21 protein-coding genes are annotated in these 25,130 nt (G+C 38.1%); 15 read left to right on the top strand and 6 right to left on the bottom strand.

Translation table 11 applies throughout. The annotated features are described in order from the left end of the window. Window positions 1-12: 12 nt before the first annotated feature. On the top strand, window positions 13-645 hold the full coding sequence (locus AAOP42_RS09865) for a MarC family protein (RefSeq protein ID WP_349528332.1): 633 nt from the start codon (window positions 13-15) through the stop codon (window positions 643-645). 114 nt (window positions 646-759) lie between these two features. On the opposite strand, the gene AAOP42_RS09860 is transcribed toward AAOP42_RS09865, so the two are convergent. Then, window positions 760-1,140, bottom strand: coding sequence for a Fur family transcriptional regulator (locus AAOP42_RS09860; protein ID WP_349528331.1), 381 nt, complete (start codon window positions 1,138-1,140; stop codon window positions 760-762). 42 nt (window positions 1,141-1,182) lie between these two features. Between AAOP42_RS09860 and AAOP42_RS09855 the strand changes: the two genes are divergently transcribed. Continuing rightward, on the top strand, window positions 1,183-2,115 hold the full coding sequence (locus AAOP42_RS09855) for an NAD(P)/FAD-dependent oxidoreductase (RefSeq protein WP_349528330.1): 933 nt from the start codon (window positions 1,183-1,185) through the stop codon (window positions 2,113-2,115). A 99-nt stretch (window positions 2,116-2,214) separates the two neighbouring features. Further along, window positions 2,215-2,670, top strand: a complete 456-nt coding sequence (locus AAOP42_RS09850) for a DinB family protein (protein WP_349528329.1) — start codon at window positions 2,215-2,217, stop codon at window positions 2,668-2,670. A gap of 48 nt (window positions 2,671-2,718) precedes the next feature. On the opposite strand, the gene AAOP42_RS09845 is transcribed toward AAOP42_RS09850, so the two are convergent. The 4 genes from AAOP42_RS09845 to AAOP42_RS09830 are packed head-to-tail and all read right to left on the bottom strand — an operon-like array spanning window position 2,719 to window position 5,224. Further along, complete coding sequence (locus AAOP42_RS09845; RefSeq protein ID WP_349528328.1) at window positions 2,719-2,889, bottom strand: hypothetical protein; 171 nt, start codon at window positions 2,887-2,889, stop codon at window positions 2,719-2,721. Window positions 2,890-2,946: 57 nt separating this feature from the next. Then, complete coding sequence (locus tag AAOP42_RS09840) at window positions 2,947-3,879, bottom strand: succinylglutamate desuccinylase/aspartoacylase family protein (RefSeq protein ID WP_349528327.1); 933 nt, start codon at window positions 3,877-3,879, stop codon at window positions 2,947-2,949. Window positions 3,880-3,891: 12 nt separating this feature from the next. Continuing rightward, the gene (gene rimK, locus AAOP42_RS09835) at window positions 3,892-4,791 is read right to left on the bottom strand and encodes a 30S ribosomal protein S6--L-glutamate ligase (RefSeq protein ID WP_349528326.1); all 900 of its coding nucleotides are present in this window, start codon (window positions 4,789-4,791) and stop codon (window positions 3,892-3,894) included. Then, entirely contained in the window at window positions 4,760-5,224 is a 465-nt protein-coding gene (locus AAOP42_RS09830) for an ATP-dependent zinc protease family protein (RefSeq protein WP_349528325.1), read from the bottom strand. Before AAOP42_RS09830 ends, rimK begins: the two co-directional genes overlap by 32 nt. Before the next feature lie 438 nt (window positions 5,225-5,662). Here AAOP42_RS09830 and AAOP42_RS09825 point away from each other — a divergent pair, with 438 nt between their 5' ends. The 11 genes from AAOP42_RS09825 (at window position 5,663) to AAOP42_RS09775 (ending at window position 23,710) form a co-directional block, all read left to right on the top strand. Beyond that, window positions 5,663-6,325 (top strand): RNA polymerase sigma factor, encoded by a 663-nt coding sequence (locus AAOP42_RS09825; protein ID WP_349528324.1) that lies wholly within the window; start codon window positions 5,663-5,665, stop codon window positions 6,323-6,325. A gap of 140 nt (window positions 6,326-6,465) precedes the next feature. Continuing rightward, a complete protein-coding gene (locus AAOP42_RS09820) occupies window positions 6,466-7,500 on the top strand; it encodes a FecR family protein (protein WP_349528323.1) in 1,035 nt (344 codons plus the stop codon). A gap of 182 nt (window positions 7,501-7,682) precedes the next feature. Next, entirely contained in the window at window positions 7,683-10,988 is a 3,306-nt protein-coding gene (locus AAOP42_RS09815) for a SusC/RagA family TonB-linked outer membrane protein (RefSeq protein WP_349528322.1), read from the top strand. Between the two features lie 28 nt (window positions 10,989-11,016). Next, the gene (locus tag AAOP42_RS09810; protein WP_349528321.1) at window positions 11,017-12,576 is read left to right on the top strand and encodes a RagB/SusD family nutrient uptake outer membrane protein; all 1,560 of its coding nucleotides are present in this window, start codon (window positions 11,017-11,019) and stop codon (window positions 12,574-12,576) included. A 158-nt stretch (window positions 12,577-12,734) separates the two neighbouring features. Next, window positions 12,735-14,078, top strand: a complete 1,344-nt coding sequence (locus AAOP42_RS09805; protein ID WP_349528320.1) for an amidohydrolase family protein — start codon at window positions 12,735-12,737, stop codon at window positions 14,076-14,078. Between the two features lie 55 nt (window positions 14,079-14,133). After that, complete coding sequence (locus tag AAOP42_RS09800; protein ID WP_349528319.1) at window positions 14,134-15,258, top strand: amidohydrolase family protein; 1,125 nt, start codon at window positions 14,134-14,136, stop codon at window positions 15,256-15,258. After that, the gene (locus AAOP42_RS09795; RefSeq protein ID WP_349528318.1) at window positions 15,255-16,730 is read left to right on the top strand and encodes an arylsulfatase; all 1,476 of its coding nucleotides are present in this window, start codon (window positions 15,255-15,257) and stop codon (window positions 16,728-16,730) included. The genes AAOP42_RS09800 and AAOP42_RS09795 overlap by 4 nt, the downstream gene beginning before the upstream one ends. A gap of 15 nt (window positions 16,731-16,745) precedes the next feature. Next, a complete protein-coding gene (locus tag AAOP42_RS09790; RefSeq protein ID WP_349528317.1) occupies window positions 16,746-18,917 on the top strand; it encodes a DUF6259 domain-containing protein in 2,172 nt (723 codons plus the stop codon). 7 nt (window positions 18,918-18,924) lie between these two features. Further along, on the top strand, window positions 18,925-20,151 hold the full coding sequence (locus AAOP42_RS09785) for an Nramp family divalent metal transporter (RefSeq protein ID WP_349528316.1): 1,227 nt from the start codon (window positions 18,925-18,927) through the stop codon (window positions 20,149-20,151). A gap of 19 nt (window positions 20,152-20,170) precedes the next feature. Beyond that, window positions 20,171-21,025 carry a GNAT family N-acetyltransferase gene (locus AAOP42_RS09780; RefSeq protein WP_349528315.1) on the top strand — a complete coding sequence of 285 codons (855 nt, stop codon included), beginning with the start codon at window positions 20,171-20,173 and terminating at the stop codon, window positions 21,023-21,025. 72 nt (window positions 21,026-21,097) lie between these two features. Then, a complete protein-coding gene (locus tag AAOP42_RS09775) occupies window positions 21,098-23,710 on the top strand; it encodes a heparinase II/III domain-containing protein (protein ID WP_349528314.1) in 2,613 nt (870 codons plus the stop codon). Between the two features lie 41 nt (window positions 23,711-23,751). Here the strand turns inward: AAOP42_RS09775 and AAOP42_RS09770 are convergent, their stop codons facing one another. Further along, window positions 23,752-24,624, bottom strand: a complete 873-nt coding sequence (locus AAOP42_RS09770) for an AraC family transcriptional regulator (protein WP_349528313.1) — start codon at window positions 24,622-24,624, stop codon at window positions 23,752-23,754. Window positions 24,625-24,756: 132 nt separating this feature from the next. Here AAOP42_RS09770 and AAOP42_RS09765 point away from each other — a divergent pair. Beyond that, on the top strand, window positions 24,757-25,130 hold a 374-nt coding region (locus AAOP42_RS09765; RefSeq protein WP_502947653.1), incomplete at its 3' end, for a transposase family protein.

Below are 25,130 nucleotides of genomic sequence, written 5' to 3'. Positions count from 1 at the left end.
GAATATTTTGAAATGATTGAAGCATTTTTAGGAGCATTTAGTGCATTGTTTTCTGTGGTGAATCCATTGGGAGCCATGCCGGTTTTTTTGATGTTGAGTGGAGATTCTTCCAGGTTAGAAAGACGGAATCAGTCCATTAAAATTGCCATTTATATGGTGTTGATTCTGGTGGCATTCTTTTTTGCAGGCAATCTTATCCTGAGTTTTTTTGGAATAGCCATCGACCATGTGCGGATTGCAGGAGGTCTGTTGATTTGCAGCTCGGCAATGACTCTGCTTGGTAAGGATGCCTTCAAAGGAAAGGCACTGGCCAAAGAAGTACAGGAAGAAGGCATCCATAAAGAAGACATCACCTTTACACCTATGGCAATGCCACTACTGTCCGGACCGGGTTCTATTGCTTTGATGATCAGTATGTATGGCACAGCCAGCTCAGGTGGATTTATTGGTATAGTGGGCATTCTGCTGGCGATAGTTTTGGTGGCATTTGTTACTTTTTTGATCCTTATTTTCTCTGTTAAACTCAACAAGTTTTTAGGTAAAGGCGGTATGGCTGCCCTTTCCCGAATGATGGGATTTATCACCCTCTCCATTGGTATCAGTATGATTGTAAATGGTCTGATTTCTATTTTTAGACTTTTATAATGAATCCTCATAAAAATTTTATTTGTCACATAGAGTAAGTGGCTAGACCAAAAGATTTCCCTAACTCAAAATCGAATACAGACATGGGAAGATGCATTAGTGGTGATAAATGTGTTACGCACAGCTCTTACAGTGACCGGAGACCAGTCCGTTAAAACTTTCGGAAATGTACCCATCAGGAAGGGTAACATTGATTTCACTTTTGAGACACTCTACTTTTCCGCATGCCACACATCGAAAATGAAAATGGTTGTGTTTATGTTGCTGCTTTTGCTGATCGCAGTTTAAGCATAGTGCAAAATACTGTCTGCCGTCATCTCCCACTATTTTATGTGCCCTGCCATCTTCGCAAAACCTGTTCAAAACCCGATAAATAGTTGCCCTGTCCATATTAGTAGTCAGTTCAGCCTGTATCATTTCATGACTCAATGCAGAACTGGCAGATTTTAGTGCTGAGAGAATCTCCAATTTGGGTTGCGTATTTCGTCTTTTCATATTATTGCGACTATGTTGCAATAATATGAAAAATATTTATCTTTGGCAAAAAAAAAAAACGACGATGCAATGACTGGCAATAAAAAAATGGATGTAATCATAATAGGTGGAAGTTATGCAGGGCTTTCGGCGGCAATGGCTTTAGGCAGATCGCTTCGAAATGTACTGGTGATTGACAGTGGCAACCCATGCAACCAACGGACACCTCATTCTCATAATTTCATCACTCATGATGGACATACTCCTAAGCAAATTTCTGCAGAAGCCAGAGAACAGGTGGAAAGATATGATACTGTAAAGTTTCATCAGGGTTTTGCTAAAAACGTAACCAAACTACAATATGGTTTTGAGGTTGAAACTCAGGAAGAGAGTGTCTTTTTTTCTAAAAAAATAATTTTTGCAACGGGATTAAAGGATATCATGCCTGACATTAAGGGTTTTGCTGAGTGCTGGGCAATTTCTGTTATTCATTGTCCATATTGTCATGGCTATGAAGTGAGGAGCGAAAAAACGGGGATTATTGCAAATGGAGAAAAGGCATTTCATTATGCCAGGCTGATTTCTAATTGGACTAAAGAATTGTCACTTTTTACCAATGGAAAATCAACATTGACACCAGAGCAAACTGTCAAGCTTCGGCAAAATAATATTACTATTGTAGAAACTGAGGTTGAGGAAATACAACATCAAAATGGCAAGGTAGAGAGCGTAATTTTTAAGGATGCAACTACTATATCACTCAAAGCCATTTATTCAGGACCGGAGTTTGTACAACATTCTGATATTCCGGAAAGACTGGGTTGTGAAATGACGGAGCATGGACTGATTAAAGTAGATGAAGCTCAGAAGACTACTGTGTCGGGTGTTTTTGCATGTGGTGACAATTCAAAGTTTAGAGTGGTTTCACTTGCAGTATCTTCGGGTACAATAGCAGGTGTATCTGCTAATTTTGAATTAATAGATGAAATGTTTTAAGAAAAAGTTTGACTACAGAGGTATTGTATCTTATGGCATATAATTTTGAGTTGATATGATGAACGTATCACCTTTTTCACATTTGATCAATTGTAAAATATGGAATCAGCATTTGAAACATTGACAACCAGCAGAAATCTTTATTTGAAGTTTTTGGAAAACTATACTCTGGAGCAACTAAACACCATTCCAAAAGGGTTTAATAACAACCTGATTTGGAATATTGGCCATATAATTGTGGCGCAGCAAAGGCTTATGTACAATGCTTCCGGTTTACCAATGTACATATCTGATGAATTACTAGAGGTTTACAAGCCGGGTACGAAACCGACCACTATCACTACACAAAAAGAAGTGGACGAGCTGAAAATGTTGTTGATTTCATTAGTAGAAAAAGCAAAAACAGATTTTGCTGAAGGTAAATTTGTGTCTTACAATGAATATACCACAGCTACCGGATTTCATTTGAAATCAGTAGAAGATGCCATGGAATTCAATAATTTTCACGAAGGGCTTCATCTGGGTTATATGATGAGCATAAGGAAGTTTGTTTGAATTGAGGTAAGAGTCTATTAAATAAGGATATTGGTGTCCAATAATAACTTACTGCCATTCATCTCTCATTTTCTTTTGAATAGCTAATGGGTCTTCTTCCAATTTCAAAATCCCACAATATTTTTTAGCATCTAGCCCTTGATTAGAAGATTCTTCTATTTTCTGAAGTGCTTTTTTGATGTGGGCTTTGCTGTCTCCTTTTTTTATTACGGTTACCATTTTTATTTTAAAGTTAACAATTTATCCATTTAGTTACATGTGTTTTAGGGCTACAGTCTATCTCGGCACTCCAATATGCATCAGTGCATCACCTCGATTGACCACAGGGTTGTTGTTGATAGCAATAATGTGTCCGCTTATTGGGGCTTTCATTGGAAATTCATATTCTCCAAATGGACCGGTGATCAAACCAACTGTAGTACCCTTTGTTATTTCTTCACCAGGCCTGAAAAATGAATGGTAAAGCCCGGCAGCTTTCGATCGCAACCAGGAAGTTTTTTCTATGATGATGGTTTTACTGGTTTGCTCAGGAGCTTCTTCTTTCATGCCAAGGTGTTTCATTACTCGTAGTAGCCCATTTACTCCCTGATCCACAGCATTTTTTCTCAGCCGTAAAGATTCGCCACCTTCATAAACCAATATTGATTTGCCCGACTTTGACGCTTCTTTTCTTAAAGACTTGTCACGATATGCTGCATTTATAATGAATTTAGGAGCAAATGCAGTTGCCAGTTCCAAATTGATAGGAATGTCGAGCATGGCACGTATTTGGGGGTAATTGTTGATCCTTGCACCTCCGGTATGGAAGTCCACCCCATAGTCTATGTGGGGTAGTACTTCTTCACTTAACAGGTGTGCTACCTGACTTGCCAGTGAGCCACTTTTGGAACCCGGAAAGGATCGGTTAATGTCTTTGTCAGTTACCTGTCTGGAAAAATGGATAAACCCATAGATGTTGAGTAATGGAATGCAGATTGTTGTGCCAATAGCAGGCTTATTGTAGCCATGTACTATTATCCTTCTGACTATTTCCACCCCATTGATTTCATCGCCATGCATGCCACCCATCACGAGTAGAGTAGGTCCTTTCACTTTGGAACGACTAACTATGATTGGTATTTCTATGGGTGTACGGGTGGGCAGTTGGGCAATCTGCGCATCAATCTGCTTTTCTTCACCCGGTTCTACGGTAGTACCTGCTATTTTCATTTTATATTTTATCTATGCATCGACCTTTCTTCTTTTCTTAGACATTTTTCTTTCGATATACTCTACAATTTTCACTGCAATATCGACATGTGTTGCTTTTTCTATTCCTTCCAGACCAGGAGAGGAATTTACTTCCAGAATCAGTGGGCCTCTTTTTGACTGGAGCATATCCACACCTGCTATGGCTAGTCCCATAGCTTCAGCAGCTTTCAGTGCGGCGGTTTTTTCTGCTCTTTTTAGCTTGATCACTTTGGCACTTCCTCCACGGTGCAGATTAGACCTGAATTCTCCTTCTTTTCCCTGGCGTTTCATCGCACCGACCACTTCTCCATCTACCACGAAAGCACGGATATCAGCTCCACCAGCCTCTTCTATGTACTCCTGTAGAATTACCCTTGCTTTTAATCCTTCAAAAGCCTCTACAACCGATTTGGCTGCTTTGTTAGATTCTGCCAATACCACTCCAAGACCCTGTGTGCCTTCCAATAGTTTGATTACCATGGGCGCATCGCCTACCAGTTTTAGTATTTGGTTTTCTTGTTTCGAAAAATTGGTAAATGCGGTTTTCGGCATGCTCAACCCAGATCTGGAAAGTATTTGCAAGCTTCTCAGCTTATCTCTGGATCGGGTAATGGCAAGTGAACTCACAGCAGAAAAGGCTTTCATCATTTCGAACTGACGGACTACCGCAGTGCCATAAAAAGTAACAGAAGCTCCTATTCTTGGAATAATAGCATCTATATCTTCAAGTTTATTGCCGTTGTAATAGATAGCAGGACCGGCATCATCTATTATGATGTCGCATTTAAGGTGGTCAATGACCATACCTTTATGCCCTTTTGCTACTATTGCTTCCAGTAATCTTTTGGTGGAATATAGTTTAGGGTTTCTTGATAGTATTGCTATCTTCATTGGTACTTTTTTTTAACTTATGTGATAAATCCTTTTGCTCTACATCTACTACAAATCTGCCTGCCAGAAGCTTTCGTCCAAGCAATACAGGGTATTTCATAACCGTCCGATCAGTAAGAGAAAAAGTAGTTTTAATTCTTTTACCAAAAAGGATTACAATAGTATTGATAACATATCGCTCTTCCACATGCCCTGAAGAGCTTTTAATCTTTCTTTTAAAAAAATCCGAACTATAGAACGTATTTACGCCGTGGCTACTGACAAGAGGAATTTTGAAGGTAATGCTCTCGATTCCGTCGTATATGTGATGCTCTATTTTGGAGCAATGTATTGAAGACCTGTTAGCACCAGTGTCAATTTTTGCATCTATATTTTCAAGTCCGAATTCAGGTATGTCGATTTTGTCTGCCCTACCAACAATCTCTTTGTCCATGTATTTTCCAGTTCTTTCCTAAGGGATTGAGTCAATTCATTTTTGAATCAATGCTGTACAATAGGCTTGAGTTCTCTCGTCTTTTTGTAGCTAAAAATAAACATGCAAATGTTGTGTATTTTTAGCTAACGATTCCATTAAAGGTAATGAATATATCGAAAATTTATTTTTCATTATGTAGGAGGGTGGTTTGCTTGGTGGGAAGCAATGATTAAAAAAGAACATATTTGTTCTTGTGCAAACACTATTTGTTATTGGGTTTATTTTAAGATTGGAATTCCATATCAATATCTTAATTAAAAATAAAAATCATGAGGTAATTCGAAATGATGACTATTTTACCTGTAAATTTAAATTTGGCTGAGTAATTTATTTACAATGTGTTGACAATTATAATGTTGAATACATCGGTAAATCTCAATGAATTATTTACACAGAATGAAAGCATTTTCTAAATTGTCATCATCAGAAAAAGAGAGCTTAAAGGTAGAGAAAACTACTTTTAAGGAGTTGTCGGATGACGATGTTTTGGAGGGCCTTAAAAATGGGAATGAGTCCGTTCTGGGATTCGTTTACGGTAAGTATGTGCATGATTTGTTCCGGTTTGGCAGTCAATTCTCCAGAGATAGCGATATGGTCAAAGATTGCATTCAGGATGTTTTTGCCGTAATGGTGAGGCGCAATCTTGGTCTGGGAAAAATAATTTCAATTAAATCATATCTTTATAAATCACTTTATAGGGCAATCGTAGAAAAAGCACGAAAAGAACGTAAGTATCTTTTGGATCATCCTGTTCTGGATAATTTGGATGGTTTTGAAATAGAGATATCCAGAGAATCAAGAATGATAGATGAAGAGGTTTATCTTTCAAAAGTTGCCAGGGTCAATGAAGAGCTAAAGAATCTTTCAAAAAAGCAAAAACAGGCTATTTTGCTATATTATTATGATGGATTTTCACAAGAAGAGATAGCCAGTCTGATGGATTTAAAAGATCAAAATTCGGTAACAAAGCTTATTCGCAGAGGGTTAGATGCTATCCGCATGCACATTTCTATGTTTTCATTTCTATTAATAAAGACCCTTATATATCCCTTCTTTTAGTCTGATTTTTTATGTATCGTAAGTCATTTTTATTTTTTTTTTTTGAAAAAAAGTAATTGAAAATGGCAGGATAATATTTTGAGCTCCCTCTTTATAATTAGAAGGGTATCAATGAGAGTCATCACATTTTAACTGATTCAATGAATTATAAAAATTATCATATATCTGATTTTATTAAAGACGAGTATTTTGTCCATTGGGTCAAATATCCGGATAAACAATCTGATACATTTTGGAACATGTGGATTGATAAAAATCCGGAAAAGAGAGAAGAGTTGATGCACGCTAAGAACATGATTATTGATTTGGGTTATAAATATGATCCCAAATTGACTGAAGATGATTATGTTGAAATGTTTGAAGGAGTGCTGAAAAGAAGTCGTAATGAGAAACTGAAAAACAGGAATTTGGTTTCGTTAGCATCGTCAAAAGTATTCAAAGTAGCTGCAGTACTTGCTGTAATATTGGTCTCTGTCTTCCTGCTAATGGAACAGCAAAGAATAAATATTGAGCCTTCTACTGAGTTGAATCTTATTACTAAAAAGAATCCTTTGGGACAGAAAACCATCACCTGGCTGGAAGATGGTACTAAAGTTCACCTTAATTCAGGATCTAGTATACAGTACCCTGGTAAGTTTTCGGATTCATCCCGTGTGGTTTATATCAAAGGAGAGGCCTATTTTGAAGTAACTAAGGACAGCAGTAGGCCCTTTATTGTTAAAACTGAAAAGATACAGACTACTGTATTGGGAACCGTTTTTAATGTGAGAGCTTATCCTGATGAAACTAAAGTTAATGTGGCGGTAGAGGAAGGTAGGGTAAAAGTTGAAAGTGAGAAGAGTGCCTCAAACCATTTTGAGCATATAATTGTCCGTAATCAAATGACATCATTTGATATAAAAAGTCAAAAGGCCGTTAAAACTGAAATCACATCAGATGAAGTCTTTGCCTGGACGAAAGGCATCATCGACTTTAGGGAAGCCAATATCAACGAAATAATCCGAACTCTGGAAAGGTGGTATGGAGTAACCTTTGTAGTTAACTGCAACTTAAACCTGGACAAAGATTTTACTTATAGTTATAAGAATAAGCCACTTAAGGAAATTCTTACAGGTTTGGGTTTTGCATTCAACTTTGAATTTGAAATGAAAGATAAAACGATTACTCTAAACTAAATAAATAGAAGAAGATGAAATATACTAATACTAGTTGACAGGTATTTAAAGTTACCTCATGTTGCTCCTTGTTCATTGGGGAATGGTCAGAAAGCAAACATGAGGTAGTGGTTCCTGATAATTTTTACTTACCAAAAACACATTTAATTATGGCATTAAAATTACGAAAAAAAATTCTGATTATGTCGAAATATGCAATTTATGGCATATTCATGCAGTGTATTCTGTTCTCTTTTGTGTTTGCTGGGTACAGCACCGCACAAAATATGAGCATGGAAGAGATTCATGTTACTGTAGAGTTTGATGATCTTAGTATCAAGGAATCTCTGGAGAAGCTTGAGAAATTAACCGATTTCAAATTTGCGTACAAAGAGAAAATTGTCAGTACAAGAAAAAAACTGACATTTGATAAGCAACATATCTCACTAGCTAATTTATTACGCAATATTTCCAAAGAAACCAGTCTGGGTTTTAAGCGGATAAATGAAACCATCTACGTAAATAAGCTAGAACAACCTCAGGTGGAGGAAGTAATAGAGGATTTTATCAGTGCAGATGTTGATATCTCAGGCACTATTACCGATGAAAATGGTATAGGTCTTCCAGGTGCTTCTGTAGTGGTGAAGGGCAGTATCAATGGCACTACTTCAGATCTTGATGGAAATTACAGATTGAGCGTTCCAGAGGGGTCAGTACTTACAATATCCTTTGTAGGGTATGTAAATCAGGAAATTTCTGTTGGCACACAAAGTGTAATAAATGTGAAGATGGAAGTTGATACTGAACAACTGAAGGAAGTAGTTGTAATTGGTTATGGAACAGTGAAAAAGAGCGATCTGACTGGTTCTGTGGCATCAGTTGGTTCTGAAAATATTGCAGCGTACCCAACCAACAATGCAGTGCAGGCACTTCAGGGAAGAGTCGCCGGAGTATCTATAACGCAAGTTAATGGAGAGCCAGGATCAGGATATAAAGTAAGTATTAGAGGAAATACTTCTATCAATGCGAGTAGTGATCCTTTGTTTGTGGTGGATGGGTTTCCGGGAGGAGTGCTACCACCTCCAGAAGATATTCAATCGATAGAAATACTTAAAGATGCATCTGCTACTGCTATTTATGGATCTCGTGGAGCCAATGGTGTAGTGATGGTTACTACCAAAAGCGGAAATTCAGGAGCAACAAGAATAACCTTTAATTCATCCTGGTCTTCACAAAAACAGATCAACAAAGTTGAAGTACTCAATGGATCAGAGTATGCTGAATACATCAATGAAATTGATCCGGGATTTTATTCCAATCCGTCTTCTTTTGGTGTAGGTACGGATTGGCAGGAAGAATTATTCAGAACGGGAGGGTTGCAAAACTATCAAATGTCTATATCCGGAGGAACAGAAAAAGTTCAGTATTATTTGTCTGGGGTGTACTATGATCAAAAAGGCATTGTTGAAAACTCCGATTTTAAGAGATATTCTATTACCAGTAATATCAACTTAAAAGCATCTGAGAAAGTTAGATTTGGTGCCAACTTGTTTGCCCGTGGCTCTAAGTTGAACGGCGTAAATTCTCAACGTGCTCCCGGATCTTCTCAAGCGGATGTAATAGCAGGGGCGTATGTTTTCCCTACAACACAAAGTCCTTATGATGCTGATGGAAACTATGTGCCTTCTAACCGTGGATTTCAGATCGACAACCCACTGGCAGTGGCCAAAGAATTGGATATAGAAAACCTTACAGATTTGTTTCAGGGAAATTTCTTTGGTGAAATAGATATACTTAAAGGTTTAAAATTCAGGTCTTCAATTGGAGGGAAAGTAAACAGTTCCCGATATGGACGATTTTATCCTACTACTTTGTTAAGAGGGCAGCCTATTGGAGGTGAGGGTGAAATGAGGTTTTCAAAAAGAAGGGAACTTCTTACTGAAAATTATTTTACTTATTCCAAGCAATTTGGAAATGATCACAACCTTTCACTAACAGCTGGTTCTTCTCTCCAGACATTTAGTACGGAGACGCTCAGGGTGTTGGCATCAACTTTCCCTACAAATGCGAACTTGTGGTGGGATTTGAGTGCAGCAAGTTCTTCTGCTGACGTTTCATCTTCTTTGGATACTCAAGAACTGTCTTCCTGGTTTGGTAGGGTAAATTATTCATTTATGGGTAAATACTTATTAACATTCAATGGACGATATGATGGTTCGTCTGTTCTTGCTGATGGCAATAAGTGGAAGTTTTTTCCCTCAGCTGCTATCGCATGGAACGTGAGTGAAGAAAGTTTCCTATCCAATAGCAGTGATGTTAGTCAGTTGAAGTTTCGTGCCAGTTATGGTAAAACAGGAAATCAGGCAATTGGTCCATTTGAGTCATTAGCGCAATTTACAAGTGTATTTACCACTCAGGGTAATAACGTTGTAACAGCTCTTAGGCCTAGTAGTCTGGGAAATTCTGATTTAAATTGGGAAACTACAGCACAAACAAACATTGGAATAGATTTAGGTCTTTGGGATGATAGAATTACTCTGACCGCAGATTATTATAAGATGATCACTTCAGATCTTTTGTTCAATGTAGAACTTCCTGGCTTCATCGGAGTAGCTACTCAAATAAGAAATATAGGTGAAGTGGAAAACAGTGGGCTTGAATTCACTTTGGGTTCTAAACTGATCACGGCAGGAGATTTTAGCTGGAATGCTAATGCAAACATTTCTTTCAATAAAAACAAAATTTTAAAACTTGTGGATAACGATACAGAGGGTAATGATCTTTTGTATGGAACTGTTCCGCTTGAAGGTTCCTCAGGACTACAAAGCCAGATATTAAGAGAAGGAGAATCTGTTGGTTCATTCTATGGTTTTGTTTATGATGGAGTTTTGCAATCAAGCGAAACAGCATTAACTGGTACACACAGTAGTGATCAGGTGCCGGGGGGACGAAAATTCAAGGATCTCAATAATGATGGAGAACTGACTGCTGATGACCGTACAATTATTGGCAATCCACACCCTGATTTTGTGTGGGGAGTGAACAATAGCTTTAAGTATAAAAGCTTTGACCTTAATATTTTTATTCAGGGGAATAAAGGTGGAGATATCATGAACTACACCAGAATGGAGCTCGGTCTTATGAATGGTAGAACCAATGCATCAAAAGAATCATTGAACCGTTGGACACCATCAAATACAGATACAAATATTCCAAGTGCTAATTCGGGGAGAGTATTTATTGTTTCTGACAGATGGGTAGAAGATGCCAGTTTTATGCGTCTTAAAAACATAGCTCTGGGATACACTGTCAATAGTAGCGTTTTGGAAAAAATTGCTGTGAGGTCAGCCCGTATTTATATCAGTGCCCAAAACCTGATGACCATAACTGGTTATAAAGGAGTTGATCCTGAAGTGGCTTATGCCAATAGCAATACAAACCTTGGATTAGATTATGCTACCTATCCAAATGTCAAGTCCTATACCATTGGTATAAACATTGGATTTTAGTACTTATTCACCGAAAAAATAATGTGACATGAAAAATTTAAATATATATATTACCATTCTGGCTGTTGTTTTTGCCAGTTGCTCAGATTTAGAAGAAGTACCAACCAGAGGGCTATCACCTGAAGGTTATTTTAAAACAGCTGCCGATGTTGAAAGTATGATCTTAGGTACTTACGGTTTAATGGCTTCTTCCAATTATTATGGTAACGGTCTTACTACACCGTTGCAAATTATGTCTGATATGGTTGACTTGGGATTCGATTATTCTAATTATTCTCATTTCAATTCATTTATCCATACTCCTACCAATACTTATCCACAAGCCCTTTGGAATACCTCTTATCAAATAATTGCTACAGCCAATTCGGCGATCAATGGAGTAAACCAATTGAGTGGGGTTTTAACGGAAGATAAAGCGAATGAGCTATTGGCAGAGTCAAGGTTTGTACGTGCGTTTACTTATTATCATCTGGTGCGTTTGTTTGGTGATATTCCTTACATTGCCAGTGTTGATTTTGGTGATCCGGCATTGATTAAAAAATCAACGGTTAGTGATGTCTATACTGAAATCGTCAATGACCTTGAATTTGCGTTTGATCACTTGAATATGCAGCATCAGGGTGGTGTTAAAAGCCGTCCATCTAAAGGGACTGCCGCAACAGTATTGGCTTCAGTACACATGACCAGAGCAAATTGGGATGAAGCATATACCCGATCAAAGTGGGTTATTGACAATGCAGGAGCATTAGGATATGCACTTGAGAATGATTTTCAGGATTTATGGAGATCGGACATACAGGCCAGTTCGCCTGAATACATTTTCTCAATAGACTTTGCCGGTAATAAAAATGGTAGTGGAAATCCAGTTACATTCGAAAATGATCAGACAGTAGGAGCATTTAATGGAATAGATGGTGGTGCAAACCCTTATGGGGGTTGGAGTATGTTAGTCCCCAGCTTAAAGGTATTTGATTCCTGGGACTCAAATGACTATAGAAAAGCTGTAAGTATGACAGATGTTTTGGAGTTGAAAAGTACAGGGGTAATTTCAGACTATTCTCAATTTTTAATTCCCAGGCCTCATGCTTCTAAATTGACAAGGTTTTCGGGAGTGAGAAAGGGAAACACTGCCGGTTGGAGGTCGGATATGGATTATGTAGTTTTTAGATATGCAGAAGTACTGCTTATAGCAGCTGAAGCAGCTAATGAACTTGACAATACCCCGGAAGCAGTTGGTTATCTAAATCAGGTGAGAGAAAGAGCCCGTAGAGGTGGTACTATTAATTTTGCCGGAAATGGCTATGGCACTTATGGCGCAAGTGCTTCTCCTGCTGATGAGTCAACAACAATTTCTAAGTTGGATTTTAGAAATGTAGTACTAGAGGAGCGTAGAATTGAATTGGCTTTTGAGTTCAAAAGATGGTACGATATAGTGAGAAGAGACTTAGGCAATGAAGCATTTGGTGTGAACGGGCTTGAACCTCAGCCTAATTTCAATAAATCGGTGCATTATTTGATTCCACTGCCTCAGGAAGAACTGGATAAAAGTCCGAATTTGGAACCTCAAAATCCGGGGTATACATTTTAGGAAACAGGATTTTTTTTAGACTGCTGTCTTTCAATAGAAGGAGAGACAGCAGTCTGGCTATAGCATGGGCAAAGATTGAAAATCCAATTAAACATGTCTAAAACGGAATTGGGCAACCTAAAGAATTGAACTTCATCTGTCAATCACAAATAAATAAAATGAAAAGTAGCTTAAAGTTTCTAAGCAGTGTATTGTGTTATGTTGTGTTATTGAGTTGCAACCAGTCAAAAGATTTTGATGACTCAACTAAAAAATCAGAGAAAATTGACGATAAGCGAAAGATACAAGAAGTTAACCGGGAAGAAATACCAGTTCGTTCGCAAACCTTGGCAATTGTTGGAGCTACCTTGATTGATGGGACAGGAGCCGAGGCTTTAGACAATTCCTGCATTATTGTAATAAACAATATTATCAATTGGGTTGGTAAACGAGCAGATGCAAAAATTCCAGATGGTGCAGAGGTTTTTGATGCTACTGGTATGACTCTGTTGCCGGGATTGATCGATGCACATTTTCACTATGACTATGTCAAATATTTTCCTACCAAGTTTGTAAGAAATGGTATTACTTCGGTAAGAGACCCTGGTCAATGGATCGAAACTTATGATTTTGAACGAAATACCGGAGACCCACTACCAAGACTATTTCTTACCGGGCCACACTTAGAAACTTTCCCATCAGCCTATCCAAATGATGCATATATTGTTCGCGACAAAAAGGAAGTACGTACGGCTGTGAAGATTTTGGCTGATCAGGGAGTTTCTGCTATTAAGGTTTATTATCGTTTGCCACTTGGCCTGATAGAAGAAACCTGCATTCAGGCTCATAAATATGGCCTTCCTGTTACCGCTCATTTAGAAATAACAGATGCCAGATTAGCCATACTTGCCGGATTGGATGGCGTGGAACATATTACCTCATTAGGTACAGCTTTAGTTTCTATGAAAAAAGCGGAGAAGTTCCGTCATATATTGATGGGTGATGTGGATAGTAAGAAGCACGGAAAAGCACGCTATAATTTGTGGAATGAAATAGACGTAAATGGAAAAAGAGCGGATTCTCTTGTTAGGTTTTTAAAGGAAAAGAAGACTTACATTACTCCCACACTTGCTGCTATGGAATATCGATTTGACGGTAAGAATAGTGACAGTACCAGATTATCAGGCTTTCAAAATATGATGTCTTTTGTTGGTAAATGTGATCAAGGCGGAGTGAACATAGTATTGGGATCACATGGGCCATGGGTGCCCTATGCAGAAAAGGGATGGTCATACCAGCATGAAATGGACTTGTTGACACAAGCAGGTATGGATGAAATGGATGTAATAGTGGCTGCTACTTCAAAGAATGCAGAATTCTTAAAAATATCGGATAGACTGGGAAGCCTTGAAAAAGGTAAAGAAGCAGATTTGATCCTGATTGGCAGCAATCCTTTGAAGGATATAAAAGCCATGTATGACATAAGAAAAGTCATGTTAAATGGATCATGGATTCCAAATTAATAGTTTAATCATATAGCACTAATGCTAGAATGAAATAAGATAGAAGAGTAAAGAAATGAGAAAAAATAGAGTCAGTAAAAAATACATCGTAGTTGTTGTTTTTATGCTAGGTATGCTGAAAGTCTCGGCGCAATCTAAAATGGAATACCTTAATTCTATAAAAAAAATTGATGTACACACCCATGTAAGAAGCGATCAACCATTTTTGAGAGAGCTTCTGGATGAATTGAATTACAAATTTTGCACACTTTCAACGATAGGAACAAATTCTAAAACATTGCTCGCCCAAATTGATACTGCAAAAATGGTATATGAAAAATATCCAAGATATTATGCCTGGGTTACCACGTTCGATGTATCAAACCGGGATGAACCAGGATGGACAGATCAAGTCATAAACCAACTAAAAAATGATTTTGAAAATGGAGCTGTTGGCGTTAAAGTTTGGAAGGCCATAGGAATGGAATTTAAAAAACCGAACGGTGAATACCTTCAGCTTGATGACCCGATTTTTGAACCTATTTTTACATTTATAGCACAACAGGGAAAAACGTTGATAGCTCACATGGGGGAGCCGATCCAAGCGTGGATGCCTACTTATTTCACAGAAGGTGGAAAGCCAAGGAACTATTGGGCCAAACACCCGGAGTTTAGTTTTTGGGACAAGCCGGAAAAGCCATCATACAGTGATATAATGGCTGCTCGGGACCATGTGATAGAAAGGCATCCTAACCTCAGGTTTGTTGGGGCGCATCTGGCAAGCCTGGAATTCGATGTAGATGAAATCATAACCAGAATGGAACAATACCCAAATTTCGCTGTAGAAATAGGGGGTAGAACCCGCTATCTTATGTGGCAGGCAAGGGGCAAAGTTTTAGATTTTTTCACTCGTTATCAGGATAGGATAATGTATGGAACAGATAAAGGGGCAAAGCCAAAAATGACCCCAGAGGATATTGAAAATGCCAAAGAAGAAATTATTTATCGGAATCAATTATTTCACACATATTATGCTACTGCGGATGAGATTCCATGGGGTAATATTGTTGAAAGTGACAGGCCCCTGCCAGAACCATCCTATAACGTAAAAGGGCTTGATTTACCTCGTGAAATATTGGATAAAGTATTTTATAAAAATGCAGTTAAATGGTTTCCAGGTATAGAAAAGGAGTATCAATGAAAGCTTTAAAAAACTATCCATTGAGTATGAATAAATTATTGTACGCCCTGGCTATATGTATTATGTTTCAACAATGTGCCTTAAAGGAAAGGATTGAGGAGAAAAAAGCTAAACCAAATATTATTTACATTCTGGCTGATGACCTGGGATATGGAGATTTAGGGTGTTATGGTCAGCAAAAAATAAAAACGCCCAACATTGATAATCTGGCGAAATCAGGAATACGCTTCACTCAGCATTATTCTGGAAGTACCGTTTGTGCACCTTCCCGTTCATCATTAATGACAGGTTTACATACAGGCCATACCCATGTCAGGGGAAATAGGGGAATGGAACCCGAAGGACAATTTCCACTCAAAGATGAAGCATTTACTTTGGCAGAATTACTGAAAACAGCAGGATATAAAACCGGAGCTTTTGGAAAATGGGGATTGGGATTTGTAGGTACAGAGGGAGATCCTAACAATCAGGGGTTTGATGAATTTTATGGATACAATTGTCAGTCACGGGCACATCGTTATTATCCTACCCACCTTTGGCACAATTCCGATAAAATTATAATGAATGGTAATGATGGCATGCACACTGTTACTTATGCACAAGACCTCATTCACAGTCAGGCTTTAAAATTCATTGATGAGAATAAAGACAAACCATTTTTCTTGTTTATGCCTTATGTGCTTCCTCATGCGGAACTGATTGCACCTGATGATGAGATTTTGAAGCAATATAAAGGTGTTTTTCCTGAACAATATTATGAAGGAGTAAAAGGGAGTGCTTACGATTCGGGTTGGCACTATGCAAGATATATGACACAAGAAACTCCACACGCAGTATTCGCTGCAATGGTAAGCAGAATTGATAAATACGTTGGAGATGTAATGCTAAAATTAGAAGAATTGAGCCTGGACAAAAACACTCTGGTGATTTTTACCAGTGACAATGGGCCACACATAGAGGGTGGGGCTGATCCGGATTTTTTTGACAGCAATGGCCCTTTGAGAGGGGTAAAACGAGACCTTTATGAAGGTGGTATTCGAGTACCAATGATAGCACAATGGACTGGTAAAATTGCTGCTGGTAAGACGTCAGACCATATCTCTTCATTTTGGGATGTAATGCCAACATTAGCAGAGTTGGCAGATGTGGAAATACCTGAAAAGACAGATGGTGTTTCTTTTCTGCCCACACTTCTTAGTCAGGACGGCCAGCAACAGCATAAATACCTCTATTGGGAATTTCATGAATGGGGAGGGAAGCAAGCCGTAAGAAAAGGCAATTGGAAAGCAATCAGATTGAATGTGTTTGACAATCCTGATGGTTCAATTCAATTATATAACCTTGACATAGACATAGGGGAAGAGAATGACATTGCCGGAGACAATACACAAGTCGTGGCAGAAATGGCTGAAATAATGACTGAAGCTCATATTCATAATAATGATTTTCCTTTTTTCAATCCTGATAAATAAAGTCATATCAACAAAATGAGAATATTCTTATTGCGCAAGTTGTTTGTGTTATTTCAAATAACCGTTATATGCTATTTTTTTGTTTCATGTCTTGAAAACAAAGGAAAAATCAATTTTTATGAATCCAATGATATGTTTTTGTTGGAGAATAAAAACATAAGGATTGAATTAGATAGACAGCTAAAAATTAGAGTCTATCACATAGAAAATGGAGTATCAAAATCAATAACAAGGAAAAATAAAGGACCTCATTATTTAGTAGTAAATGGAGTAGAAGTGAAAGATTTTATAGTGAAAGACAAGACTCCTTTAATTTCTGAAATAAGCACAGAATTTGGAAACGGCAGGCGGTTTGAGTTTGTAGGAATAGCCAAAGGGCCATTAGGTGCAACGATAGAGAAGAAAGTAGAGATAGAATTGTATGAAAGGCATCCAAATTCTGCGTTGGTTCGGGCTATTTATAAGAACCTTTATGCAACTCCCGGGCTATTTATTGAAAAAGAGATTGATAATGCCTTTGACCTGGATGCATCTCTTGTTAATGAGGACAATGATAAACATTCATTCTGGATTCTTCAGGGAGGATCATATGTTAACAGACCAGATTGGATTTTACCTGTCACAGAAAATTTTTCTTCTGACAACTATCAGGGAAGACGGCCGGAAGATGGCATCATTGGAGGAGGATTACCAGTTTTAGATGTTTGGAATGAAGAAACTGGTTTTTTTATCGGAAGCATCCGAAAAAAACCAACACCAATATCATTGCCAGCTAAAGTCAACAATGGTGGGGTTTTCAATATAGGCATTGAATACGCCCGGGACTCGATACCTTTTACACAAGAGTATTCTACTCTCCCGACAGTATTGGGTGTGCACAATGGCGATTATTATAATGGACTACAATTTTATTCTGCCATTATGAAAGACAATGGGTTCAAAATCCCGAAACCAGATTTGTCAAGTGCTGCTTACGAGCGTATTTGGTGTGGTTGGGGGTATGGTCCCGGATTTAAAATGAATCAGATGACAGATATGATTCCATTGGTTCAAAGTATGCATTTCAAGGTAGCGACCATCGATTATGGCTGGTTTTATTATAATGGTGATTTTGAACCAAGAGACGATTCTTTTCCTCGTGGGGAAGAAGATATGAAAAGTATGGTTCAAGCATTTCATGATAAAAGAATGCAGGTAAAACTCTGGATAACACCGGGAGCAGCTGGTCCGCAATTGGTAAAGGAACATCCGGAATGGTTAATCATGGATAGAGATGGAACTCCTATGTATGTCAATGATCATTTTGGAGAAGACCGCCCTCAAAAATATGAGGAAGCATTGCTTTGTCCGGTTTTGGACGAGGTAAAAGAGTATTACAGAGGGTTGATCAAAACCATTATAGGTGAATGGGGATACGATGGGTTGAAAATGGATTTCAGTTTTACCAATGCAAGCGGCAATTGTTATGCTGTGGATCACAACCATCAGTATCCGCAAGAGTCATTTGAAGCTTTACCAGACCTGTATCAAACTATTTATGAAGAAAGCATCAATATAAAACCTGATGCTATTCTGGAAATGTGTCCTTGTGGGATGTTTCCTTCTTTTTACAAAATGCCTTATTACAACCAGCCTGTTGCTTCCGACCCGAACAATCAGTGGCAGTTGCGGCACAGGGCAAAAACGATTAAGGCGTTGATGGGGGCACAAATACCGTTTTATGGTGACCATGTGGAACGATATTATGATAAAAACAGCTTTGCTTCGATGGTTGGTGTTGGTGCTGTTCCGGGCACTATGTTCGTGGATAAAGCTGAAAACCGTTTTAACCACCCTTCAAAATCTGTTCGATCGATTGCCCTCACATCAGAACGCAAGGCGGACTTTGATAAGTGGATTAATATCCATAAGGAAAATGAACTCAGTAGGGGAGAATATCTAAACTTATACGATATCGCCTATGACAAACCAGAGACCCATGTTGTTAGTAAAAACAACATACTCTACTATGCTTTTTATGCCGACAATTGGGATGGGGATATAGAATTTAGGGGATTGGAAAGTGGTGAGTATCAAATCCTGAATTATGTCAATGACAAAATCATTGGCAGGGTAAAACAAGGAGGGAAATTAAAAATAGCATTTCGGGACTATTTACTTGTAAAAGCGGTTCCTGAAATTCAATAGACTTTTAATGATGATTTTAAAAATAAAAAAGATTTTCAAATCCATAGGGCCGGGGTTTATCATTGCTGCGGTGGTGCTGGGTCCGGGAAGTATTACCGTCTCGTCAAAAATTGGCTCTGCGGAAGGTTACAGGCTTTTGTGGGTCATTGTGGTAGGCGCTGTAGCAATGAGCGTTTACACCACTATGAGCGTTCGCTTTGGCGTTACCAATGAGAAATCCTTGCTCAAAGTAATATCAGAAGAATATGGAAAATGGTTGTCGGTAAGTATTGGCATATGTTCTTTTCTGGCGGCATTGAGTTTTCAATTTGGAAATAACCTGGGTGTAGGCATAGGGATGCATACACTTACGGGTGTGGGTGAATATGTCTGGCCATTAATATTTACTCCGACTGCTATTTTATTAACTTTCTATGCCAGGAAGCTGTTTCAGGTACTTGAACTACTCATGATGGTAATGGTCATAGTATTGATCCTTGCGTTTTTTATCAATTTATTATTCATAAAACCGGATTTGTTGGGTGTTGCCAAAGGTTTTGTGCCTACTCCTGTATCTGGAAGCAATTTCAATGACATAGCTGCATTGATCGGAACGACATTAGTATTGCATAATGCTTTCTTTCAGTCTTATCTCGTGCAAAGCAAAGGATGGAAAACAACAGACTTGACACGTAGTGTCAGAGATGCCAACTTTGGAGTTTTTCTACTGGCTTTAATGTCTTGTTTGGTTGTTGTCACGTCTGCATCATTTTTAAAGCCTCTGGGTATCACTGTAAATTCAGCAGCTGATATGGCCATTCAGTTGGAGTTGTTTCTTGGGAGCCTGGCCAGGTATATATTCGGGTTTGGTTTTGTTGCTGCCGCATTTTCTTCACTCATGGTCAATGCCGTTACAGGAGGTGGGCTGATTGCGGATAGCCTTGGAATGGGACGAACCATGGATGAGAAAATGCCCAAAGTATTTACTACTGTTATTTTGTTGATGGGAATGTCGATTGCAGTTTTTTTCAATGGAAATGTCATTTATGCCTTAATTATGGCTCAGGCATCATCGATTCTCGGAGTTCCTCTTATTGCGATAGGATTGTTTTTGGTATTGAACAATAAGGCGGTAATGGGCAGGTACATAAATAACAAATTACAAAACCTATTGGCAATAGCAGGCTTTATTCTTATCTGTGTGTTGGTCTTTTTTATGTATGGAAAATTGATTGGATACATTGGCAGTTTGTAAAGGATAACAACAGAATAATATGACGAACGAATTGGGTATAGCAGTAAGGCAAATGCAGGTTGCTGATATTTCAGGGGCAATGCAACTGAAAAAAGCTGAAAATTGGAACCAAACCAAGGAAGACTGGCAAATGCTAATGGATCATAATCCGGAGTTATGTCTTGTAGCTACTTGTGGCGATCAAATAGTGGGTACCATAACTGCTACTAATTATGCTAATCAGGTGGCATGGATAGGAATGATGTTGGTGTCAAGGGATTTTCGGGGAATGGGTATCAGTAAGCTTTTGCTCAATACTATTATTGAAAAACTCCAAGACTGTAAGTCGATTAAACTGGACGCTACACCAGAGGGCTTACCCGTATATCGCAAGCTGGGGTTTGTTGAAGAATACCAAATTTCGAGAATGATCATTTCTAATCTACCTGTTTTACATAATTCCAACAATAGCGTGTCGTCCATTTCTAACAAAGATCTTTTGGAAATTAGCGCATTTGATACGAAAGTGTTTGGGGTTGACAGGTCAAACCTGATAAAGAAGTTGCTAAAAAGAGATCAAGGCTATCTGGTTAAAAGGAAGAACCATGTAGATGGATTTGCTCTTGGAAGACATGGATGCACGTTTGCCCAGGTGGGTCCGGTAGTAGCACAATGTGCTCAGGATGCCATAGAAGTTATATTTCAAATGCTTGTCAATTTATCAGATGAGGCTCTTGTTATGGATGTGTTAGATGATAAAAAAGAACTAAAGGAATGGTTGTCTTCCCTGGGTTTTAAGATGCAAAGATCATTTGTCAGGATGTACCTTAAGACCAATTTATTTCCCGGAGAGGTAAACAGATATTTTTTAATAGGAGGCCCGGAAATTGGGTAAGCCAAAATATGTCTTACAAAAGGGAAGGTCTTCAATTTAAATTATGGATTTTTTGATAAATAAGCTGTAATTATGAAACGCATCATTTTTATATCAATACTTGGAGTGCTTTGTACCGTGTTTGTGATAAAAGAGATAGTACAAAACGGCAATACAAAAAATGCCAATGGTGTAAAAGTGATTGGATCGGAGGCACTCATAAATTTAGATTCACGCCTCAGATTTTCTTCTTTTGTAAATAACTCACCAGGCAATAACATGAATGCGGAGGTCAACCCCCCACGCTTCAGATGGTTTTATGTTCAGAATCCCAAAGAGATGAAAAATCCTATTAAGCCGAATGTTTTTCGGTTTCAGGTTGCAGACAATAACGAATTTAAAAATCCGATAATCAATATTGAAACAGAAATCAATTTTTACAATGAATTGGCTCCTTTACCTGAGGGAAAGAAATATTTCTGGCGAATAGGATACATTCTTTCCGGTGACAAAGAACCTTCGTCATGGTCAGATGTTTTTACTTTTAACATTCCAAAAGGAACTCCAAAATGGGATCGGTCAATGCTGCAAAATCCCGATTTTAATGGTCATCCCAGATTGTTGTTTAGAAAAGAACAATTGACAGAACTCAGACAACTTGCCATGCAAGACTCTGTATTTCTGAAGCAAATTATGGTTTCAGCCGATAACATGACCCGGCATAAATGGTGGAAAAACTGGCCTGAAACAGACCTTGACAAACCAGATTACATTTATAATTTTTATTTCAAGCTTACGAGAGAACTTATGCAGACCGCATTTGCTTATCTCATTACCGGAGATCAAAAATACGAGCCTGTGTTGGAGATATGGAAAACCATAGCGTCATATCCCAAAGGCGGTGCATCCAGTCCTGAAGGCATGGGAATAGGAGCGGAATCAGAAGATAATACGAGTATTACAGAATACTTGGCCTGTATTTATGACTGGTTTTATGAGGAGATGAATCCGGCGGAACGAGCCTTTTTCGAAGAGTCACTGACCTGGCGGTTGAGTGAATATATGTATGATTTCAGGTGGGGAGGAGCGATATTCAAAGGAGGGGAAAAAGATCCATACATTAGTAAAAGCAGTCTGGCATTATCGGGTTATGGGCATTCATGGGAAGGGGCATTGGCAAGTTTACCTGCAGCCATTGTTTTATACGAAAAAAATGAAAATGCGAGAGGGTATTTTCATTGGATTGCCAATTACATTATTGCTGTAGGAGAAAGTGTAGCTCAAAACGGAGGCTATGATCATGGTGCTCACTATGGGTTGTCTCATATAAAATGGCTCGTTTATCAACTTATGTACTTGAATAGTGCCCTTCCATCTTTACAATTGGGTAAAAACCCTCTTTATGAGCAATACAGTGATTTTTTTACCGGACAAGTACCTGTAGGATTGAAATATTCTCATTTTGGAAGGAATAGTCAGCATGGTGCAGGAGTAGAAATGAAAAAGGAAGTATTCAATTTACTTGCCTATCTGACAGGTAATGGAAATACCCTTCAAAACTGGAAGAACCTTGGCGAGAAGGATAAATTCTATTGGAGACAATGGATTCATGTAGCTGCGCCATTGCAGTTTGACGGAGAATTAAAATCCATTCATTCTGATAAGACCAATTTTTTCTTTCCAAACACAGGGTTTGTAATGGCACACAAATATCCTCCTGCTGAATTAAAGGGATTTAAAGAAGGTGTTGGTGTCATGTTTTGCAGCAGGCCTAATCGGGGAGATGAATACAACAATGAAAATACCTTTCAAATGTATGCCTATGGCCAGCATCTAAATTATGGAGGGCATTCCGGTGATGAAAATCCTTTTGGATTTCAAACTATAGCACACAACACCATCATGGTTGACGGTATTGGTCAGACCATTACAAAAGAATCTCGTGAACAGGGCTATAGGGCTGTGCTACTCGCTTATCAGGAGGATGAAAATTACACTTATTGGGTAGGCGATGCTACCAATGCTTACCCCAGGCAAGTTGAGGCTACCCGATCGACCAATGGATGGCGTCAAAAGACGCAGATAGATTATGATGAAACTCTTTTTGGAGAAAAAGGTGCACCGCAATTGGAACGGTTTCGCAGGCACATGCTTTTTATGAGAGGGAAATACCTGATCATTTATGATGACCTAAAAACGGCTGCTGATCGTCCGTCTGTGTTTTCCTGGCGATACAGGGTATTGCCGGAGTGCAATCCTCAATATTCGAAAAAGGAAGGATTGCTGTCCTATACTCTCGATGATGTGAATGTATTGGTCAAACACATTGCTTTTCCGGAGTTAATTGACTTTGCCGATATGCAGGGTTTAGATCAATATAAAAATCTGATAACAGGCAACAACTATTTGACAAACAATACATGGGTAGCTAAGGATATGAAGAGGGAAGACTATCGAAACAAAGTGTGTGCACATAATTTTTGGTTTACGACTGAAAAACCTTTAAAGAACCATCATTTTCTCACCGTGATTTATCCTGTAAAACCAAATACTGAAGCACCTGTCATAGAGCGGTTGGATGATTATACTGTAAAAATCGAAAAAGATGGGGATGTGGATATTGTAAGCTTTGATAAGGGTACAAAACATGCTGCAACTTTGATTATAGATAAGGAAGCTTTTCAATTGCCTGTCAGGTTTGATTGAAGTTCTCAAAAATGATCTTACTTAGTTTACCTGTGGCTCTCTTACGGTTGATCTATCACAGAAATGTTGTTATGTAATTTTCTGTATTTACCTGGAGATACGTTCATAAGTTTTTGAAACTGTCTGTGAAAAAAAGTTAGGTTATTATAGCCACATTCATAGGCAATCCTACTAATGGTATTGTCGGTTTCTATAATGAGTTTACAAGCTATATTTATTTTGTATTCATTCACAAATTCAAAAAAAGGTTTGTTAAATGATCTTTTAAAAAAACGACAAAAATTCTCTTCACTCATCGCAATGGAAGAGGATACATCTTTAAGGCTGAATTTTTTCTTATAATTATCCTTCACGTAGCTGTAAACTACAGTCATTCGTTTGCTGTCCTCCAAAGATATTTTATCGCTAAATCCTGAACCTGAAAGTAAATCATACTTTTCTTCATGGGCTAACTTGTTGAGAATAAATAAAAATCGCACAAGTTTTTCAAATGGAGGAAGTAGTGTTAACTCAGCAAAATCATCTTTCAACTCTTCGGCTATGGCTTTACCAAATTTCATGCCTCTGGTTGAAAGTTTTAACATCTGAGAAATATGATAAAATTCTTCTTTTTCCAACCAGTTGGTACCCATTAAATCCTCTTCCCATTGTACGACATATGCTCTAACAATATCCTTTTGCAAGCCTATGGTTTTCCAACAGTGAGGCAGGTTTTTTCCGATCAAAACCAGATCTCCATTCTTGAAGTTTCTTATACTATTGCCAACATATCGCATACCTTCACTACTCTTTATATAGGTAAGTTCATATTGAGGATGAAAATGCCATGCAGCTGGAAATTCTTTGTTTTCAAATAACTTTACTCGGAATGAATTTCCAGGTGAACTTGATATGTTGCGGTATTCGGGTTTCATATTTAAGTATTATTTTGGTTGTTGTTTAATAGGTTTAACCCGTTGTGCTAATTAATTTGTCGGATAAAAAGCGTGCATAAGATTGATTATCAGTAAATTAGAGTATCTATAAGTCAATTTACTATCAAGCCTATGCACGACATTAAAAGTAATTTCGATAAAGTTTTCCAAACGATCAAATCATTGAATATAACAGATCTTGATCAGCATGGAAATATACCCAGGCCAGGAGTGTCGCCTTTATTCACTGACATTGAGGTAGTTAGTCTTGTTTTGACCGCAGAGTACATGTCATTGGACAGTGAGAATTGGCTTTTTAAGAAGATTAACTCTGATTACAAAAATGATTTTCCACATTTGATCGATCGAACTCGATACAATCGTAGAAAACGTCAACTGTTTTTACTTCTTGAAAAAATCAGGAATCAGTTGGCATCTAAATTTTTAGAATTTGAAGATTACTTTATCATTGATTCCATGCCTTTGGAAGTATGTAAAATATCAAG

This window comes from Reichenbachiella sp. MALMAid0571 (assembly GCF_040151475.1).
In the GTDB taxonomy this organism is placed as follows: domain Bacteria; phylum Bacteroidota; class Bacteroidia; order Cytophagales; family Cyclobacteriaceae; genus CAXBNB01.
Note: the sequence above shows the minus strand (reverse complement) of the source record. Positions and strands in the feature narration are given on the sequence as shown.